The following is an 18,004-nucleotide window of genomic DNA, read 5'->3' as shown; positions in this document are numbered from 1 at the left end:
GGCGACGGGCCGTCGGCGACGTCCTATAATCGGGCGTCCTATTTCGCTCTCGGCGAACGACCGTGCACATGATCCCGCAGCAAGGCATCGAGGAAGAGGCGCTGGGGTGGTTCGTCCGCCTACAGGACGCCGACGCCTGCGCCGCCGACTGGGACGCCTTTTCAGCCTGGATCGCGGCCTCTCCCGACCATGCCCGAGCCTATGATCGGCTGGAGCGGCTGTGGGTCGATCTGGACGAGGCCGCGCCGCAGTCGGTGCGGATAGTGCGCCCCGCCAACGACAATGGCCTGGGCCGTCGTCGCCTCTGGGCCGCAATGGCCACGGTCGCCGCCGCCGCCGTGATCGGGATGGTCGGCTGGCCGATGTATCAGGCTCGGGATCAGCATTTCACCACCACGACCGAACCGCGCCGCATCGAACTGGCCGACGGTTCCGTGATCCGGTTGAACCGGCGGTCGGATCTGACGGTCAAGCTGACGTCGGGCGCGCGCCGGGTGTCGCTGAATGACGGGGAGGCGGCCTTCGACGTGGCCCACGACGCGGCGCGGCCCTTCACCGTCGCGGCCGGAGACAGCAGCCTGCAGGTGCTGGGCACGGCGTTCAATGTGATCAACCACGACCATCGGTTCTCGGTCGGCGTGTCGCGCGGCGTCGTCGCCGTTCGTCCTGCCGGGCGGGCGACGCCGGTGCGGCTGACGGTTGGCCAGCAGATCGAACGGGATGCGCGCGGCGCGGTTTCCCTGTCGCGGGTCGATCCGCGCCAGATTTCGGCCTGGCAGGACGGGGTGCTGCTGTACCGCGATTCTCCGCTGTCGCAGGTCGGGGCCGACCTCTCGCGCTATCTGGGCAAGTCGGTTAAGGTTTCGGCTTCGGCGCAAGAGTTGCACTTCACAGGCGCTCTGCGTCTGGGAGACGAAACGACGATGTTGAACCAACTTCAGGCGTTCGCGCCGATCGCTGTCCAGCGAACGGCCTCCGAAGTGCGCCTGACCGCGCGTGGCGAACGCTGACCGCCTTAAAGGCGGTCTTGCGGGTCCCAAGTCCCTTGCTCTGATCGCCGCCCTGGCCGGCGCGGCCTCGCCCTTGACGGCGCAGGCGGCGGGATTCGCCATGCGCGCGCCGGTCGTTCGACTGGACGTGCCGCGACAGCCCGTGCGCGACGCCCTGCTGGATCTGGCGGTGCAGGCGCGGCTGTCCCTGGGCGGCGATCTGAGCGCCTGTCGGGGACAGGCGGCGGGGGTGTCCGGGGTGATGAGCTTGGACGCCGCGCTGTCCCGGCTGCTGGCGGGCAGCGGCTGCAGCTACATCCTGCGACCGGACGGGGCGGTGATCATCCGGCGAGCCGCCCCGCCGCGCCCCGCCGAACTCCCTCGACCCGCGGCCTCGCCTCGGCCTGCGACGGCCCCCCCGCCGAGCGACACGCCGATGGTCAGCGACGTGATCGTCACCGCCCAGCGTCAGCCGCAGTCGCCCCAGGACGCGCCGGGGGCTCTGACCGCCGTTTCCGGCGCGCGCATCGTCGAGGCCGGTGGCGACAACACCGGCGACCTGAGCGGCCTGGTCGCGGGCATGACGATGACGAACCTGGGATCGGGTCGAAACAAGATCCTGTTGCGCGGGATGTCGGACGGCGCCTTCACCGGCCTGACCCAGTCGACGGTCGGCGTCTACCTGAATCGGGTGCCCCTGACCTACAATGCGCCGGACCCCGATCTGAAGCTGGTGGATGTGGACCGCGTCGAAATCCTGCGCGGGCCGCAGGGCACGCTTTACGGCACGGGGCCGATCGGCGGCGTGCTGCGCATCGTGCCGCGCGCCCCCGATCCGGATCGGGAGGCGTTGGAGGCGTTCGGGTCGATTTCCCACACGCGGTCCGGCGGGCAGAACCAGGACTATGGCCTGGTCGTCAATGCGCCGCTGCCGGACGGACGCGGCGCGGTGCGCGGCGTAGCGTATCGGGAAAAGGCCGACGGCTACATCAACGACGCCAATCTGAACCTGCGGCGGGTCAACGCCGGCGAACGGCGGGGCGGGCGTCTGGCGCTGCTGTATCGTCTGAATCCGGAATGGACGGTGACGGCCGGCACGGTCCAGCAGCGGATCGAGACCAACGACACCCACTATGTCTATCGGACCTCCCAGGGGCTGACCCGCGCCAATCTAGTGCGAGAGCCGCACGCCAACGCCCTGGCCCAGCACAATCTGACGCTGGAGGGCGCGGGCGCCTGGGGCCGGTTCGAGGCCACGGCGGCGCGGGTGGAGCACGACTTTTCCAGCCGCTACGACGCCTCCTCCGCGCTCAAGCTGTTCGGGGCGTCCAGCAACGGCATCGGCGCGCTGGACGAGGACCGCGACATCGACCTGTGGGCGGCGGACGCCGCCTATGTGTCGCCGCGCGGGCGGCGGCTGCGCTGGCTGATCGGCGGGTTCTGGTCGGAAGGCCGATCCACGACCGACACGACCATGCAGGCCCTGCTGCCCAGGCCGGTCGTACTGTATTCCGAGACGCGATCCGACCGCCGCTCCGAGGCGGCCCTGTTCGGCGAGGCGTCCTACGACCTGACGCAACGGCTGTCGGTCACTCTGGGCGCGCGCTACTATGCGATCAAATACGCTGCGGACTCCCTGGTGCAGCAGCGCGGACGCCGGCGGTCGTTCGACGGAAAGCAGGACACCGACGGCCTTTCGCCCAAGGTGGTGGTCGATTTCACCTTGAACTCCGACTGGTCCTTCTACGCCCTGGCCAGTCAGGGACACAGGGTCGGAGGATTCAACACCGCCGGGCTGATCGGCCAGACCTTCGGCGGCGGGGTGGGGCGGCCCGCGCGCCGCTACGCCGGCGACAGCTTGTGGAATTTCGAGGCCGGAGCCAAGGGGCGGCTGTGGGACGGGCGGCTGCAGACCCGTATCGCCGTTTTCCACGCGGAATGGCGCAATCTGCAGAGCGACCAGTTCCTGCCCAGCGGCCTGGCCTATGCGGTGAACGTCGGCGACGGGGCCAATACGGGCGTGGAACTGGAGGCCAATTGGCGCCCGCTGGAGGCGCTGAAGGTTCGCGCCAACGCGCTGGTGGCTGATCCCGCCATCGTGCGGCCGGGCGAGGCGTTCAACTCGCGCGGCGACGCTGGCCTGCCGGGCGTTCCCGCGGTCTCCGCCAATCTGAACGTCGCCTGGCGTCGCGCCACGCCGTGGGGGCCGGATCTCGTCGCGGCCGGACAGGTCGCCTACGTCGGCGCCTCGCGCCTGACGTTCGACGCCGCGCAGGGACACAGGATGGGCGACTATGCGACCGGGCGTGTCTCGGTCGGGCTGGAACGGACGAACTGGAGCCTCAGCCTGTTCGTCGATAACCCGATGGACACGCGCGCCAACACCTTCGCCTTTGGCGATCCGTTCCGCCTGCCCGAAGCCCGCACCATCACGCCCCTGCGCCCCCGCACCATCGGTCTGTCCCTGCGCTGGACGCCAGGGGCGGATTGAAGCGCCCGTTTCCGAAAAAAATGTCTGTTCGGGTCTTTTGAACCGAATTTACGGACCTCAAACTTTCACAAAAAACAGTCTTGCGACTTATCGGTCTTGGGTCTTATTGCGGCGGACTGGCCAAAGTCGGTCTTTCATTCTCACCTCCGTCTGCGAGACCGCCATGAACATCGGTGCATCCCGCCTCGATCGCCGCGCCGTGCTGACGGGCCTGGTCGCGGCGCCAGCCGTGCTGAGCTTCGGCCCCGCCCAGGCGGGCGGCGCCTATCTGTTTCCTCTGGGGGTCGCCAGCGGCGATCCGGCGTCCGACGGTTTCGTCATCTGGACGCGCCTGGCGGCCCGGCCCCTGGCCCCCGACGGACTGGGCGGACTGTCTCAGCCGATCCCCGTGCGATGGGAGGTGGCGGCGGACGAGGGCTTTGGTCGGATCGTGGCGTCGGGCCAGACCGTGGCGACCGCCGATTCGGCCCACAGCGTCCATGTGGAGGTCGTCGGACTGAGATCCCATCGGCCCTATTGGTATCGGTTCACGGCCCAGGGCCAGCAGAGCCCGGCGGGTCGGGCGCTGACCACGCCGGCGCCCAATGCCGCGGTCGACCGCCTGCGTCTGGCGGTGGCCTCCTGCTCGCATTGGGAGCGGGGCTATTTCAGCGCCTATGGTCATATGGCGGACGAGGCGCCGGACCTGACCCTCTTCCTGGGCGACTACATCTATGAATACAGCCTGGGACCGGATCGCGCGGCCCAGGTGGTGCGGCCCTACAATCTGGAAGAGGCGACCACTCTGGCGGGGTATCGCAACCGCTACGCCCTGCATCGCACGGACGCGAACCTGCAACGTCTGCACGCCGTCGCGCCCTGCATCGCCGTGTGGGACGACCATGAGGTTCAGGACGACTATTCCGGCATTTGGTCCAAGGTTCGCGGCGTCGCGCCCAACGACTTTCTGCAACGTCGCGCCGCCGGCTATCAGGCCTTCTACGAAGCCATGCCGATCCGTCGCACGCGCCTGGACGCCGCCCTGCGGATGCCGATCTATCGCCGGGTCCGCTACGGTGAACTGGCCGAGTTCTTCATGCTGGACGGGCGGCAGTACCGCTCGAAACAGCCGTGCAGCGACGGCGAGAACGGCGGCAAGGGTCAGGTCGTCGCCGATGCGAGTTGCTGGGACCGGCTGGACCCGTCGCGCACCTTCCTGGGATTCGAGCAGGAACGCTGGCTCTACGACGGCCTTGCGCGCGCCGACGCCCGCTGGACCATCCTGGGTCAGGATCTGGTGATGGCGGGCCTGCGTCTGTCGCGCACGCCGCAGGAGGAGCCGCGATACTGGACCGACACCTGGGACGGCTTTCCCGCCGCGCGGGATCGCCTGACCCAGGCGCTATCGACGCTGAAGCCGTCCAATCCGGTGGTGTTGAGCGGCGACTATCACTCCTTCTGGACCAACGACGTGAAGCTGGACAGCCGCGATCCGGCTTCCCCCACCGTGGCGACCGAGTTCGTCGGCACCTCCATCACCTCGACCGGCCCCGCCTATGAGGGGCTGATGGCCGTCATGCCCAACAATCCCCAGGTGAAGTTCTTCGAGAGCCGGCAGCGCGGCTATATGTTCATGGATGTGCGGGCGGATCGGATGGAGACGCGCTATCAAGTCATCAGCGACGTGCGCGATCCGCAGGCGACGGTGTCCACCCTGAAGGCATGGACCGTCGAGTCCGGCCGCCCCGGCGCCGTCGCCATCTAGATTTTCCTTTGCGTGAGTGTGTCGATGATCCGTCTGCGTCCTTCCTTTTCCGCCCTGGCTGCGGCTCTGCCCCTGGGCCTGGCCGTCCTGACCGCTGGATGCGCCGGGGGAGGACCGAAGACCGACCGGACGGTTGCTGAGACGACCTTCTGGCAAGGCTTCCGTGATCATCCGCACGGCTATCTGACGGCCGAGAACGCGCCGAACGCCGCCGACTTCCTGCCTCCGCCGCCGGCCGAGGGTTCATTGCGGGAACAGGTCGACATCGCCGCCTATCGCGCCCTGCGGGCGTTGGAGGGAAGCGAACGGTGGGCGATCGCCCGCGCCGACGCCGAAATTGAGACTCCGCGCGCGCCCCACGCCTTCGACTGCGCGCTCGGGTTCCGGTTCGAGCCTGAAAAGACGCCGACCCTGACGATGCTGCTGGGCCGGATGCTGGGCGATCTGGAGACGATTCAGACCCCGGCCAAACGCGGCTTCTTCCGCAAGCGCCCCTTCGTGGTCGAGCCGCTGCCGATCTGCATCGCGCCCGAGGCCTGGCTGGCCGCCAGCGGCTCCTATCCGTCGGGCCATTCGGCGCTAGGCTGGGCCTGGGCCCTTGTGCTGGCCGAGATGGCGCCGGACCGGGCCGACCCGATCCTGCGGCGCGGCCTGGCCTATGGCGAGAGTCGCGCGGTGTGCGGCGTGCATTACGTCAGCGACGTTGAGGCGGGCCGCATCGTCGGGGCGGCCCTGGTGGCCCGTCTGAAGGCCGATCCGGCCTTTCAGGCGGACTTCGCTCGCGCCAGGGAAGAATTCGACGCCGCCCGCGCCGCCGCCAAGGAACGGACGCCCGCCTGTGCCGCCGCCCTGACGCAGCCGATCCTGTGATGGGATAAAAGAGGCTCAGGCGGCAAGCGTCACGCTGGTCATGCTGAGGGAGCCGTGCTCGATGTGGTCCGGAGAGAAGGCGGGCTTGTCGCCAGGCAGGCGGGCGCCGAGCACATACAGCAGCGGCCAGTAATGTTCGGGACTGGGCAGCGACAGGGCGGCGGCCTGACCCTGACTGGCGTAGTCGATGGCGCGCTCGGGCGCATCGGCGACGATGGCTTCACGGATATAGTCGTTAAAGGCGACGGCCCAGGGGTAGGGCGCGCAGTTCTGGTTTTCCCAATCCATCGCCGGCAGATTGTGCACGATATTGCCGGTTCCGACGATCAGGACACCCTCGTCCCGCAGGGGCGCCAGTTTGCGTCCCACGTCGAAATGCCAGGCGGGAGGGCGGGTCATGTCCATGCTGAGCTGGACCACCGGCACGTCGGCCTCGGGATAGGCCTTTCGCAGCACAGACCATGTCCCATGATCCAGGCCCCAGCCGTCCTGGTCGAACATGACGCGGATGGGCGCCAATAGCTCGCGCACCCGCGCAGCCAACTCGGGCGCGCCCGGCGCCGGATACTGGACGTCGAACAGCGCCTGAGGAGAAGGCGCCGAAATCGTGGATGGTGCGAGGCTTGGCCATCGCGGTCACTGACGTGCCGCGCGTCTCCCAATGGGCCGAGACGCACAGGATGGCCTTCGGTTTGCCGATGGCTTTAGCGATGCCGGCCCAGGTCCGGGTGGTCGCATTGTCCTGAAGCGCGATCATGGGACTTCCGTGACCGAAGAAGACAACGGGCAGACGCGAGGTCATGAGGGGTGTTCTCGACTGTGGTGGACCCTGCCTCGTATCCGGCGGGGAGGAGACGATCTTGCGACAGGACGAACTCAGTTTTGGCGAAACCGGGCCGTCCTGGCCCCGGTGCGAGACCGCAGGCTGGACAAGCCTGCGTACGCGGGACGCCAAGACCGCGATCGGCGCCTGTTCCAGGATGGATCGTCGGCCGGTGTTCGGTCGGGATCGATGGAGCATAGCTTGGCCAAGCCCAATACCCTCATTTTCGTTGACCTGGCCTCCGACGACCCGTCGGCGGCAGGCCAATTCTATGCCGATGTGTTCGGTTGGGAAAACGACGCCCGGCCCGAAGGAATCTATCACCGCATGGTTCCCGGCGGGCATTTCACCAACCCGGACGGGGAGGCGAGCCAGATCGGAAATCTGCATCTGGGGATTTTCGACGTGGCCAATGCCCGGCCGCACCCCCTGTCCGAAGGCGTCGAGCCGCGCGTGTTGAGCCCGTCGGGCCGCAAGGCTCGGATCTGGATCCTGATCAGCGACGACGACACGCCCGAACGCATCCTGGAGGCGGCCGTCAAGCGCGGCGCCGTCGAGCTTTGGCGCAATCACTACTGGGCCGAGTTCAACGGCTACAATCACGCCTTCCGTGACCCCTGGGGGAATGAGATCATCCTGTGGGGCAAGGCCGGCCCCGACCCCAGGATTCCCGCCGACTTCACGCGCGAATAGGCGTCATGCCGGGGGCAGGTGCGAGATCCGCCCCCGGCCATGGACCAGGGGGGGCACGGAGGGGTTGCTGGCGATATGCTCCGGCCGGCCGATCAGGATGTCGTGGTCTCCCCCGGCGACACGCTCATGAAGGCGGCATTGCAGGGTGGCGGCGCAATGCCGAAGGACCGGAACGCCCGCCAGTCCCAAGTCGAAGGCGACCCCCTCGAAGCGGCTTGCCGCCTCCGCCGCCGTGCCCGACCGTGCAAAACCATAGGCGAGGTCTTCCTGACCCGCGCCCAGAATGTTGACACAGAAATGGCCGCTCTCGATCACGGCGGTCAGGGTGCGGCTGGTCCTGGCCAGACAGGCAAGCACCAGCGGCGGGGTCAGGGACAGGGAGCTGAAGGCGCTGACCGTCGTTCCGCTGAGACGCCCTTCGACATTGGTGGTTATGATCGTCACCCCCGCCGGGAAACTGGCCAGGGCGGCGCGGAAGTCGGCGGTTTCGACGCCGGACGATAGGACCATGCTGGCCGTCATGCCTCACGACGCCGGCACAGGGCCAAGGCGGCGAGGGCGTAAATGCGCGTGCAGGCGACGAGATCGTCAATCCTGGGTCGCCACCGCACCGGGCCCATCGTGACCGAGGGAATGCGGTTCAGGTTGAAGACGTTATGGTCGCGCCACATGCTGGAATAGACGGTGTTGCCGATCGGCATGGGGCCGGTTCGCACCGCTTCATGGGCCAGGTTCAGGGCCTGGCGGAGCGGTTCGACCGCAACCGGGTCGGCCTCGGCCCCGGCGCGGAACACATAGGGGCGGACCTCGCAGTCCTCGACCCCGGCGGCGCGCAGGACGGCCTTCAACTCGCGGTCGACCGCGCCGAGGGTTTGGCAGGGCCCGATATTGACGTCCAGATAGATCGAACACACTTCGCTGGAGGCGCCCATGGACTGGGGGTTTCCGCCCCGGATGGCGCAGACCTGAACCTTGGGCGTGACCACGCCACCCGCGCTTTCGTAGCGGTGCCTGGTTTCGTAATCGCGCGCCCAGGCGTTCAGCGCCTCGATCACGCCCCCCATGCGGACGATGGGATTCAGTCGCGCCGTCTGGCTCTCGTGGTCGAGAATGGGGGTGAACAACGCTTCTCCATAAAGCGTGATCTTATAGTAGGCGTAGCCGCAGGCCGCCCAGTTGACGCCGAAATCGGTGCCTTCGGCCGAGATGGCGAAATCGGGCGCCACCCCGCCGTGGGTCAACATATAGGCGGCGCCCAATTCCTTGCCCAGATTGGCGACGCCCTGGTGTTCGTCGGCAGGCTCGGGGCCGATCTCGCCCGGGCAGGCGGTCAGATAGAGCGTTCCGGCCAGCCGGAAGCCAGCCGCCTTCAGCGCCTTGGCGGCCATGATGAAACAGACCATCGGCCCACGATCGTTGCCGACGGCGTAGCCGAAGAAGACGTCGTCTTCGAGCCATGCCCGAAGCCATTGAGGATCGACGACGGTGTCGGGACGATAGGTATGGCGGTCGACCGGCTCGTAGAACGGGCTCTCTGTATCGAGGTGGCTCGAAAACAGCAGGTTGGGTCCTTCGCCCTCGCCGCCGAAGCGTCCGACCACGTTGAAGCGATCCTCGACCAGGGCGACCTTTTCGGGGGCGAAACCCTCTTCGGCCATCCAGTCATAGACATACTGGCCAGCCTCGCGTTCGCGGCGGGTCGGGCTGGGGATGTTGCAGAGTTCGAGGACGCGGCGGACCAACTCGTCCCGGTCGATCGCGGCGTCGATGGCGGCGATGTCTTCAAGGCTGAACGAGTCGAGGGAGAAGGGAAAGACGGAATCTGACATACGGTGCAAACCGACCTATTCGGCAGCGTTGATGATCGAGGCCGCGTGGCCCGGCTTTGTCGGCGCCGGGGTCGAACGATCGGCCCTGTGGCTTAGGGTCGGCTTGTGCATGAACAGGGCCGTGCTGAGGGCGACGACGGCCAGAAGTCCCGCAAAGAAGAAGAACACGGGGACGAAGGCGCCCGTCTCGTCAGCCACCCAGCCGGCGAGGATCGGACCCAGGACGGCGAAGGTTGTCGCCATGGTCGCCATGGCCACCATCTCGCCGGCGATGGCGCTGCCGAAATAGCGCAGGAGCAGGATGTGGGCGCTGAGCCAGGAAAGCCCCCAGCCGACGCCGAAGATCAGGGCGAAGACATAGGCCAGGACCGGGCTGTGGCTGAGCGAGAGCAGGAAGATCGCCGCGCTTTGAAGCAGCAGGCCGCCGACCAGAAGGCCCTTGGGATTGGTCTTTTCGCTGAGGGCGCCGGTGACGCCCTTGGCCAGGGTTCCGGTCAGAGCCAATAGGCTCATGGCGATGGCGCCGGGCGCACTACCGCCGCCAAGACTGGCCACATGCGTCACCAGAACCGAATGCATCGTCGTGACGACCGTCTGAACCACGATCATGGCCAGGGCCAGAAACAGGAAGGCGCGGCTGCGAAGGGCGGCGGAGACGGTCCAGTCGATCGGCGACTCGACTTCGATGCCGCCTGATCCCGCGGCCTTGACCTGATCGGTGGTCTCGACCTTCACCGCATCGCGCACGCAGATCAGGCAGACCAGGCCGACAACGGCCGCCGCCCCCGCCATGACCATCCAGTGAAGGCGCCAGCTTCCGGTCAGGCCGACGACGGCGCCGACGATCAGGGGACCGACCACGCCCCCGAAGGCGCCCGCCATGAAGTAGAAGCCGACCCAGCGCGCCGCCGTCTTGGGAAACCAGGTCGCCAGCAGATAGACGGCCGGCGCAGGAGCGATCAGCGAAAACCCGATGCCCATCAGGCTCGTCGCTAGGAAGAACAGATAGATGTGCTGGATGATCGAGGCCAGGCCAAAGCCGGCCGCCAGCACCATGCCGCCCAGGAACATGGTCCAGCGCGATCCGAACCACTTCATCAGAAGGGGAGGAAGCGGGCTGCTGAGGCCGCAGGCCAGGCCCAGGCAAGCAAAGCTGAGGCCCGCCGCCGCCTGGGACCAATGCAACTCTCCGACCATGGTGTAGAGCACATAGCCCAGCGAGGTGAAGGTGGTTGCCGTGATGAAGAAGAACCCCAACGACGCCGCAAACATGACCAGATACTTGCGTGGCATTCTCGCTCCTTTGTTGCAAGCGACAGATGGAATATCGGGCGCGACCAGATCGTCGGGGCAAGACGGCCCCGGGGTGAGAGCGGAAGTGTCTCGCGTCCCCGACGAAATCGCTTGATCCGCAGCGCCTGTTGATTTGCGACTGGGCGCACAGGAACGCCGGCGCCGATATGGAATCAGGTCCAGACGGCGATCACGTCTTCGGTCCGGACGGGCAGGGCGAAATGCATCGCCATGACGCCCATCGCCGCTCGGTGAACCCTCTCGTCATAGGCGGCGCAGGCGTCGTCCACCACGAACACGTTGAACTGGTGGTGAAATGCGTCGCGGGCCGTGGAGTCGACGCAGCAATCGGTCGTAAAACCAGCGATCACCAATGTGTCGATGCCGCGGGCGCGGAGTTGAAGGTTCAGATCGGTGCCCGAGAAGCTTGAGTAGAGAAGCTTTTCGATGTGGATGTCGCCGTCCTGGGGCTGGATCGTCGGATGATAGTCTGCGCCCCATTCGCCTGCGCGGCAGAGTTCCAGCGCATCGTCCGGATAGCCCCGCCGCTGCATCAGCAGTTTCATCGCCTGACTGTCGCTTTTCTCGCGGGTGACGACCCGGACGAGCACGATGGGAAGCTCGACCTCGCGCGCCTTCGCTATCAGGCTCTTGATGCGATCAAGCGCCGGCTGCAGGGGCGTCATGTCCAGTCCTGCCCGGCCCAGCACGCCATCCTGGGCGACGAAATCGTTCTGGACGTCGATGATGACCAGGGCCGTGCTGGCCGGCGGCAGCATGGGTTTCAGGTCGGCGGCGGCGACTGGGCTCAGGGCGAAGGGGTCGGACATCACCTGGCTCACGCTGCAGCGCGTTCGGGAAACCGGGCGCGAAGCACGGGCAGGATCTTCTCGGCGAAGACAGGCAGCCCTTCCAGATAGTCCGGAAAGATCAGCATCAGCCCGTCCAGATCGGCCGCATCCAGCAGGGTGGTCAGCTTCTCGGTGATGGTCTCGGCCGAACCGACCGCGTGTTCGCTGATGAAGCCGCTGCGCGCCTTCTGCACGAAGACATTTTCCTTTCCGACTTCGAGATCGAGGAAGCCATAGGCCCGCATCATGCCGTGAAGGGCGCCCTCGTCGAACCCGGCGCGATAGCTTTCAGCCGTCGCCGCCGCGGCCTCGTCGGTGTCGCCGATCACCAAATTGATCATGGAGTAGGTCTTGATGGTCTTCCCGACATCGCGGGCCATCTGTTTGGCCTTGCGGCTGTTGGCGGCCAGTTCCTCGACCGTGGCGCCGCCCAGGAAGATGGCGTCCATCTCCTCGATGGAGAATTTCATCCCCCGCGACGAGGTGCCGGCGCAGACGAGGAAGGGGCGCGGATCGCTGAGCGGCTTGGGATCGCACTGGCAATCCTTGAGCTGGAAATACGGGCCGTCGTGGGTCACGCTGGGTTCGGACCACAGCCGTTTGATGACGTGGACCCACTCCTCGGCGAAGGCGTATCGGTCGTCGTGGTCCAGGTCGTCGCGCCAGGCGCCCATCTGTTCGAACTCGTTCTTGAACGAGCCGCTGACCACGTTCAGACCGGCGCGCCCGCCGCTGACGTGATCGAGCGTGGTCATCATCTTGGCCGTGACGGCGGGGTTCTGAAGCAGGGTGTGAACCGTGGCCCAGACCTTGACCCTGCTGGTGACGGCCGCCAGGGCGGCCATCAGGATCTGGGACTCCATCGAATAACGCCAGTGTTCGGTCGCGCCGCCGAAACCGCGCAGCTTGGACATGGCCATGATGAAATCGAGGCCGTGCCGTTCGGCCAGTTCCGCGACCTTGCGGTTGTAGGCGTAGGAGCCGTCCAGCTTTGGCGTCGAGGACGAGATGATCCAGCCGCCGTTGGCGATCGGCATGAAGACGCCAATGTCTTTTCCGCCAAAGTCGGAGGGCAGGTGAGAAGCGATCTTGGTAATGGCAGATATCCGGAATGGGCGCCCGCGGTCGGCCATCCCGGATGTCGGTTACGGGCGGCGTTCAGGGCGGCGGTGAGAAGTTGGGCGTCCCCGACCTCTGTGTCGGGGGATTCGCAGTTGTCTCGTTCGCCAAAGCCGCCTGTCCAGGCTAGGCCCAGACTACCGGCTTATCCATCGGCACGCTCCCAAGCGTTCGGATAATGATGTCCGTTGATAGGCTGCACATTCATGCCGCTCTTGACGTCAGGCGTCCGAATTTTTGTCGCGGGTTTCGGCGCCGATCATGTTCAAGACGGTCGCGGTGTCGGCGACGTCGGCGAACATCAGCCGCAGATTGAGCAGCGAGGCATTGTGCTCGGCGTCGGTCATCGCGGCCATGGCATCCGACACCACCAGCACCTTGAAGCCGGACATGAAGGCGTCGCGCGCGCTGCTCTCGCAACAGCAGTTGGTCAGGGTTCCGACGATGACCAGGGTATCTATGTCTCTTGCCTTCAGTTGCGGTCCGAGGTCTGACGACTGCGGCAGAAAGGCGCTGTAGCGATATTTGTCGATCAACAGGTCGTCTGGACCTGGCCCCATGGCGGGATGCAGGGCGTGGCTGGCGCTACCGCTGGTCAGAGCGGCCTTAGCCATACTGACGAAAGGATCGTTCGCCATCGCCTGCCAATGGGGATCGGCTCTTCCGAGCGTGTCGTCGACCGTCTGTCGGGTCCAGGCCACGACCGAGCCTGCGGCCCTGAAGGCAGAAGCCAGGCGGTTGACGGGCTCGATGATGTCCATCGCATGAGGGTTGGCGAACACTTCGCCCGGCGCCAGGAAGGCGCTCTGCATGTCGATGACGATCAGTGCTGTCCGGGCGGGCGCCAGCCTTGCGATATTGTTGGTCAAGGCGCCGCGTAGGACGGCCCAGGCTGGAAGATCGACGGCATGCACGGGTCTTTCCTGACCTCATTCGGCGGCGACGACGGTTTCGAAGTCGGTCGCCGTCGAGACGGCTTCCCAGCGGTCGACCTCCGATAATTGGGCCGAGATCTTGTCTTTGAGATAGGAAACGGCGTCGGACCCGAGCAGCAGACGCAAGGGCGGATGCTCGGCCTCCAGCGCCGTCAGGATCGCCTGGGCGGCCAGGGCGGGATCGCCGCGTTCTTGCCCCGCGTGACTGTGGAGGATGGCCTTGCAGTCGGACAAGACCGTGCCGTCATAGTCTGCGATCGGGCTGGACGCCTCGACACGCGAACGTCCGGCGAAATCGGTGCGGAAGCCGCCGGGCTCGACCATCATGACGCCTATGCCGAACGGCGCGACTTCCTGGGCCAGGGTCTCGGTGATGCCTTCAAGGGCGAATTTGCTGCCGGAATAGACGCCCAGGCCGGGCCAGCCGACCAGGCCCGACACCGAGGTGACGTTGACGATGGTTCCGGATCGACGCGCGCGCATGGCGGGCAGGACAGCCTGCATGACCGTGACCGCGCCGAAGACATTGACCTCGAACTGGGCGCGTATCTCGTCGAGCGAGGCTTCCTCGATCCCAGAGACCAGGCCGTAACCCGCATTGTTGACGAGGACGTCGATCGGACCCAGGGCCTGTGTCACGGCGGAGACCGCAGCCGTCACCGCACTGGGGTCGACCACGTCCATGACGACCCCATGGGCCAGACCGGGCGCCAGGGCTTCGAAGGCGCTCAGGGCAGGGGTGTTCCGCACGGTCCCCGCGACGCGGTCGCCGCGCGCGAGCACGGCCTGAGCCAGCGCCCGACCGAAGCCGGAGCTGACGCCTGTGATGAGCCAGGTTTTCATGAATCCGTTTCGGTTTGGATGATAGGACTGGCCGGAGGCGTCTGGACCCGGATCAGTCTGGGCCCCATCAGAACGTCGGGCGCGATCCCTTCAGGGTCACGCGAAAGCCCGAGCGGACCTGAGGGAAATAGTCCCACACCGCCAGATGGTGAGTGCAGCGGTTGTCCCAGAAGGCGATGGAGTGCGGCCGCCAGCGGAAACGCACATTGGAAATTCGGATTGGCGCAATGTTCGTAGAGGTAGTTCAGAACGGCGCGGCTTTCCTCGTCGGACAGTTCGTTGATCTTGGTGGTGTAGGACGAATTGACGAACAGGGCTTTGCGGCCGCTCGCCGGGTGGGTGATGACCACCGGGTGATTGTTGCGCGGATAGACCTTGTCGTAGTCCTTGTAGAGCGCGTGATAGACGTGGTTGGCGTCGTGCTCGGCCGTCAGCCCTTCGAGATAGGTCTTCATGCGGTCCGACAGAGCGTCATAGGCTGCGTACATGCTGGCGAACATCGTATCCCCGCCGCAATCTGGAACGGTGTGGAGGTACAGGATGCTGCCCAGAGGCGGTTCTGAGTTGCACGAGAGGTCCGAGTGCCAGGACTCGCCGGCCACATATTTGGAATCGGCGTCCGCATGGATGGCGACGATCAGGGGATAGTCTTGAATGCCTGGGGCGCCCGGATGAGCGATCAGATCGCTGAACGCCCGGCCGAGCGCCATATGCTGTTCGTGACTGATGGGCTGGTCACGGAAGAATAGAACCAGATGTTCCGTCAGGGCGCGGTTCAGTTCGACCTTCTGCGCCTCGCCGATCGGCTTGGTCAGATCGATCCCCGAGATTTCCGCGCCGATACGCAGGGTCACGGGCTCGACCTTGATCGTTCGATAGGGAGCGATCCTGTCCGGGCGTGACCGTTCAACAGTGATCTGGTTCATACTCGACGTCCCTGGCGGATCAGAACTTGTAACCGACGGAAGCAATCCATTGGCGGGGAGGAACATAAGTGTCGCTGACCTGGGCGCTTCCGTAGGGATCGCTGAAGCGCGAGTTCAGCCCTTCCTTGTCGAACAGGTTGGTGCCGCTGAGGGACACGTTCCAGTTCGCTCCGTCCGGTTCGTATCGCAGGAAGGCGTTCACGACCGAATAGGACGGCACGATATCGGTCGAGGCCTCGTTGTACAGACGATAGGTGTATTGGCCGCGATAGACGTATTCGAGCTTGGCCGTGAAATAGCCGCCGGCGATGGTGTCCGAATAGGTCGTGCTGATCGCGCCTTGACGACGCGGAATCTTGGGCACGTCGTTGCCGTTGATGTTGGCGCGCGCAGAGTTCCGGGCGAGAGCCGCCCTGTAGTAGTTCGCCCAGAACAGATAGCCGGGATAGCCTGCGGCGCTTTGGGCCTTGGTGGCCGCGACCGGATCGAGGGCGTAATAGTCCTCGTCGAACTCGCCTTTCGTGAAGGACAAGCTGCCGTCGAAGCGCCATTTCGGCGTGACCAGCCAGGATCCCTCCAGTTCTAGGCCATAGATTTGGGCGCTCGGCGCGTTGCTGGTGCCTTCGTAATAGAGCACGGGGTCCTCTTCGAGGAACTGCATGTTCTTGTAATCGTAGAGGAAGGCGGAGGCGTTGAGCTGAATGGTGTTGTCGTGGAACCGGTTCTTCGAACCGATCTCGAAAGAATCGACCGTTTCAGGCTGATAGGTCGCCTTGATGGATTGCCAGGCTGTGCCGCTGTCGGATGCGCCGTTCAGACCGCCGGGCTTGTAGCCGCGCGTATAGCTTGCATACAGGAGATTCGTCGGCGTGAACTGATAGTCGAGCGACAGCTTTCCGGTGACTTCCTCGGTGGAGAGACCCGGCCGAGGGGACGGCTGAAGGTGCGAGCCCGAGGTCTGTTTCGACACGCCGCCGCTATAGTTGTCGGAGGCGCCGCTGTAGTCGTCGCTGTTGTAACGTAGGCCGGCCGTCAGGGTCAGATGGTCGGTCAGGGTATAGGCGCCCTGGAAATAGGCGGCCCAGGATTCGCGCTCGACCTCCGAGAGGTCCGCATAGGTGACACTGGCCACGGCGGGGTCGTTCCAAGCCGAATTCCGCGCCAGGGCGGGGCGAGTGATGTTGGTGTCCGAGCCCCGGTATTCGACGACATACTGTGCGTTCTTGGATTTCAGATAGACCACGCCGCCGATCCACCGGAACGGTCCGTCCGTGTTGGAGGCGAAGTTGAATTCCTGCGTCCAGGACTTGGTGTCCGATTGCCACAGCGGAACATGGTCGTACCGGGTGCCTGAATAGAGGCGGGGGTCGTAGGTCAGGCCATAGAACAGGCTGGTCGTCAGGCCGTCCGCATCCCAAGCCTGGATGCTGTGCAGTTTCTGATAGCTGGAGATCGACTTGAAGGTCGCCCAGGGCAGTTCCCATTTCACCACGCCCGAATACAAAGTCGTCTCGACGACGGACTTGCCCGGGTAGTCCTGGGTCAGGAGGCGGGGATTGGGTTCGGGGTCCAGAATGTTCTTCTGGGCGGGACCGTTCGTATTGCTGTCGAAATGGATGGCGCCCAGGGTGAAGGAAAGGTCGTCGCGCGGCGCCCACAGGCCCGCGACCTTCCAGCCGACCTCGTCCGCCTGATCCAGGGGATAGCGATCGGTTCCCGACACGCCTGTGGCGTCGGCGTACCCATCATGTTTGAGGGTCTGGATGGCGCCGCGAATGGCGAACTGGTCCCCGATCGGAACGTTCAGGGCCGCGCTGGACTTGACCAGATCATAGTTGCCGGCGCCCAGAGAGAATGCACCGCCGTAGCGTCCCAACTCGGGCTGATTGGTCACAACATTGATGGTGCCGCCGGTCGACCCCTGGCCGAACATCGTCCCTTGAGGGCCGCGTAGAATCTCGACCTGGGCGACATCAATGAAGGCGGCGCTCGCCGCGATGGAGTTGAAGATATAGACCCCGTCGACGTGATAGGACACGCCCGGCTGGGTGTTGGTGTTCTCCGGCGTTTCGGAACCGATGCCGCGAATGGCGACCATCAGCTCGCCGCCGCCGCTGCGCGCCACGACCAGTCCAGGCACGGTTCCGTTAAGGCCGGTGACGTTGGTGATATTGGCCTGGGCCAGGGTTTCGGCGGTCACGGCGGTGACGGCGATAGGCGCCTTCTGAAGATCCACAGAGCGGCGCTCGGCGGTGACGACGATATCGGTCAGTTCGGTCGACTGCGGGTCGGGTGCGGTCGTCGGATCGGCGGTGGGGTCTGCAAAGGCAAATGCGGCGGTCGGCGCAAGACACAAGGTCGATGCGGAAAGCAACAGCAGCAATCTCGAACTGGCGTTCATATGGACTTGGCGGCGCATCAGCTTATCCCCTTTTTATCTCGCTGACAGAACGCCATCGCAGAGGGTTGGAGCGCCGCGACGGCCTGATCAACCTGTCCGTCAACGGGATCGCCTTCTTGATTTGGCACGTCCTATTTGTTGCTCCGCTTCCCTCCTTTTCATCGCTGCGTTGACTTGGTCGCCGCTCGCCGCGACAC

14 protein-coding genes and 2 pseudogenes are annotated in these 18,004 nt (G+C 65.5%); 5 read left to right on the top strand and 11 right to left on the bottom strand.

Annotated elements, in window-relative coordinates; translation table 11 throughout:
* Window positions 1–68 precede the first annotated feature (68 nt).
* The 4 genes from QE389_RS04385 (at window position 69) to QE389_RS04370 (ending at window position 6,094) form a co-directional block, all read left to right on the top strand.
* A complete protein-coding gene (locus QE389_RS04385; protein WP_307364870.1) occupies window positions 69–1,010 on the top strand; it encodes a FecR domain-containing protein in 942 nt (313 codons plus the stop codon).
* Window positions 997–3,480, top strand: a complete 2,484-nt coding sequence (locus QE389_RS04380) for a TonB-dependent receptor (protein WP_307364869.1) — start codon at window positions 997–999, stop codon at window positions 3,478–3,480. Before QE389_RS04385 ends, QE389_RS04380 begins: the two co-directional genes overlap by 14 nt.
* A 163-nt stretch (window positions 3,481–3,643) precedes the next feature.
* Window positions 3,644–5,224 carry an alkaline phosphatase gene (locus tag QE389_RS04375; RefSeq protein ID WP_307364868.1) on the top strand — a complete coding sequence of 527 codons (1,581 nt, stop codon included), beginning with the start codon at window positions 3,644–3,646 and terminating at the stop codon, window positions 5,222–5,224.
* Between the two features lie 24 nt (window positions 5,225–5,248).
* Complete coding sequence (locus QE389_RS04370; RefSeq protein ID WP_307364867.1) at window positions 5,249–6,094, top strand: phosphatase PAP2 family protein; 846 nt, start codon at window positions 5,249–5,251, stop codon at window positions 6,092–6,094.
* Between the two features lie 15 nt (window positions 6,095–6,109).
* Here the strand turns inward: QE389_RS04370 and ygiD are convergent.
* Window positions 6,110–6,896 (bottom strand): annotated as a pseudogene (gene ygiD / locus QE389_RS04365) (4,5-DOPA dioxygenase extradiol).
* Between the two features lie 222 nt (window positions 6,897–7,118).
* On the opposite strand from ygiD, the gene QE389_RS04360 reads away from it, so the two are divergent.
* On the top strand, window positions 7,119–7,610 hold the full coding sequence (locus QE389_RS04360) for a VOC family protein (RefSeq protein ID WP_307364865.1): 492 nt from the start codon (window positions 7,119–7,121) through the stop codon (window positions 7,608–7,610).
* Window positions 7,611–7,613: 3 nt separating this feature from the next.
* Here the strand turns inward: QE389_RS04360 and QE389_RS04355 are convergent, their stop codons facing one another.
* From QE389_RS04355 to QE389_RS04315, 10 genes and pseudogenes are all read right to left on the bottom strand, one after another.
* Complete coding sequence (locus QE389_RS04355; RefSeq protein ID WP_307364864.1) at window positions 7,614–8,120, bottom strand: flavin reductase family protein; 507 nt, start codon at window positions 8,118–8,120, stop codon at window positions 7,614–7,616.
* An 8-nt stretch (window positions 8,121–8,128) separates the two neighbouring features.
* Window positions 8,129–9,439 (bottom strand): peptidase M20, encoded by a 1,311-nt coding sequence (locus QE389_RS04350; RefSeq protein ID WP_307364863.1) that lies wholly within the window; start codon window positions 9,437–9,439, stop codon window positions 8,129–8,131.
* Between the two features lie 15 nt (window positions 9,440–9,454).
* The gene (locus QE389_RS04345) at window positions 9,455–10,732 is read right to left on the bottom strand and encodes a CynX/NimT family MFS transporter (protein WP_307364862.1); all 1,278 of its coding nucleotides are present in this window, start codon (window positions 10,730–10,732) and stop codon (window positions 9,455–9,457) included.
* A 173-nt stretch (window positions 10,733–10,905) separates the two neighbouring features.
* Window positions 10,906–11,562, bottom strand: coding sequence for a cysteine hydrolase family protein (locus QE389_RS04340; RefSeq protein WP_307364861.1), 657 nt, complete (start codon window positions 11,560–11,562; stop codon window positions 10,906–10,908).
* Between the two features lie 8 nt (window positions 11,563–11,570).
* Window positions 11,571–12,620: an LLM class flavin-dependent oxidoreductase gene (locus QE389_RS04335; protein ID WP_307364860.1), complete on the bottom strand. Its 1,050-nt coding sequence runs from the start codon at window positions 12,618–12,620 to the stop codon at window positions 11,571–11,573.
* Between the two features lie 303 nt (window positions 12,621–12,923).
* The gene (locus QE389_RS04330) at window positions 12,924–13,616 is read right to left on the bottom strand and encodes an isochorismatase family protein (protein WP_307364859.1); all 693 of its coding nucleotides are present in this window, start codon (window positions 13,614–13,616) and stop codon (window positions 12,924–12,926) included.
* 15 nt (window positions 13,617–13,631) lie between these two features.
* The gene (locus QE389_RS04325) at window positions 13,632–14,480 is read right to left on the bottom strand and encodes an oxidoreductase (RefSeq protein WP_307364858.1); all 849 of its coding nucleotides are present in this window, start codon (window positions 14,478–14,480) and stop codon (window positions 13,632–13,634) included.
* Window positions 14,481–14,547: 67 nt separating this feature from the next.
* On the bottom strand, window positions 14,548–14,685 hold the full coding sequence (locus tag QE389_RS14620; RefSeq protein WP_373458337.1) for a TauD/TfdA family dioxygenase: 138 nt from the start codon (window positions 14,683–14,685) through the stop codon (window positions 14,548–14,550).
* Between the two features lie 61 nt (window positions 14,686–14,746).
* A pseudogene (locus tag QE389_RS04320) lies at window positions 14,747–15,406 on the bottom strand (TauD/TfdA dioxygenase family protein); the annotation flags it as partial.
* Window positions 15,407–15,425: 19 nt separating this feature from the next.
* A complete protein-coding gene (locus QE389_RS04315) occupies window positions 15,426–17,825 on the bottom strand; it encodes a TonB-dependent receptor (protein ID WP_307364856.1) in 2,400 nt (799 codons plus the stop codon).
* Window positions 17,826–18,004: the final 179 nt, after the last annotated feature.

The organism is Brevundimonas sp. SORGH_AS_0993, from assembly GCF_030818545.1.
In the GTDB taxonomy this organism is placed as follows: Bacteria; Pseudomonadota; Alphaproteobacteria; order Caulobacterales; family Caulobacteraceae; genus Brevundimonas.
The sequence above is the reverse complement of the archived record's forward strand: the minus strand, read 5'-3'. Positions and strand labels throughout refer to the sequence as shown.

Excerpts from the sequence above, each read along its gene's own strand:
- QE389_RS04335 (WP_307364860.1), bottom strand. The coding sequence starts at position 12,620 with ATGCCGATCGCCAACGGCGGCTGGATCATCTCGTCCTCGACGCCAAAG.
- QE389_RS04325 (WP_307364858.1), bottom strand. The coding sequence starts at position 14,480 with ATGAAAACCTGGCTCATCACAGGCGTCAGCTCCGGCTTCGGTCGGGCG.
- QE389_RS04370 (WP_307364867.1), top strand. The coding sequence starts at position 5,249 with ATGATCCGTCTGCGTCCTTCCTTTTCCGCCCTGGCTGCGGCTCTGCCC.
- QE389_RS04315 (WP_307364856.1), bottom strand. The coding sequence starts at position 17,825 with ATGCGCCGCCAAGTCCATATGAACGCCAGTTCGAGATTGCTGCTGTTG.
- QE389_RS04350 (WP_307364863.1), bottom strand. The coding sequence starts at position 9,439 with ATGTCAGATTCCGTCTTTCCCTTCTCCCTCGACTCGTTCAGCCTTGAA.
- QE389_RS04385 (WP_307364870.1), top strand. The coding sequence starts at position 69 with ATGATCCCGCAGCAAGGCATCGAGGAAGAGGCGCTGGGGTGGTTCGTC.
- QE389_RS04355 (WP_307364864.1), bottom strand. The coding sequence starts at position 8,120 with ATGGTCCTATCGTCCGGCGTCGAAACCGCCGACTTCCGCGCCGCCCTG.
- QE389_RS04375 (WP_307364868.1), top strand. The coding sequence starts at position 3,644 with ATGAACATCGGTGCATCCCGCCTCGATCGCCGCGCCGTGCTGACGGGC.
- QE389_RS04340 (WP_307364861.1), bottom strand. The coding sequence starts at position 11,562 with ATGTCCGACCCCTTCGCCCTGAGCCCAGTCGCCGCCGCCGACCTGAAA.
- QE389_RS04345 (WP_307364862.1), bottom strand. The coding sequence starts at position 10,732 with ATGCCACGCAAGTATCTGGTCATGTTTGCGGCGTCGTTGGGGTTCTTC.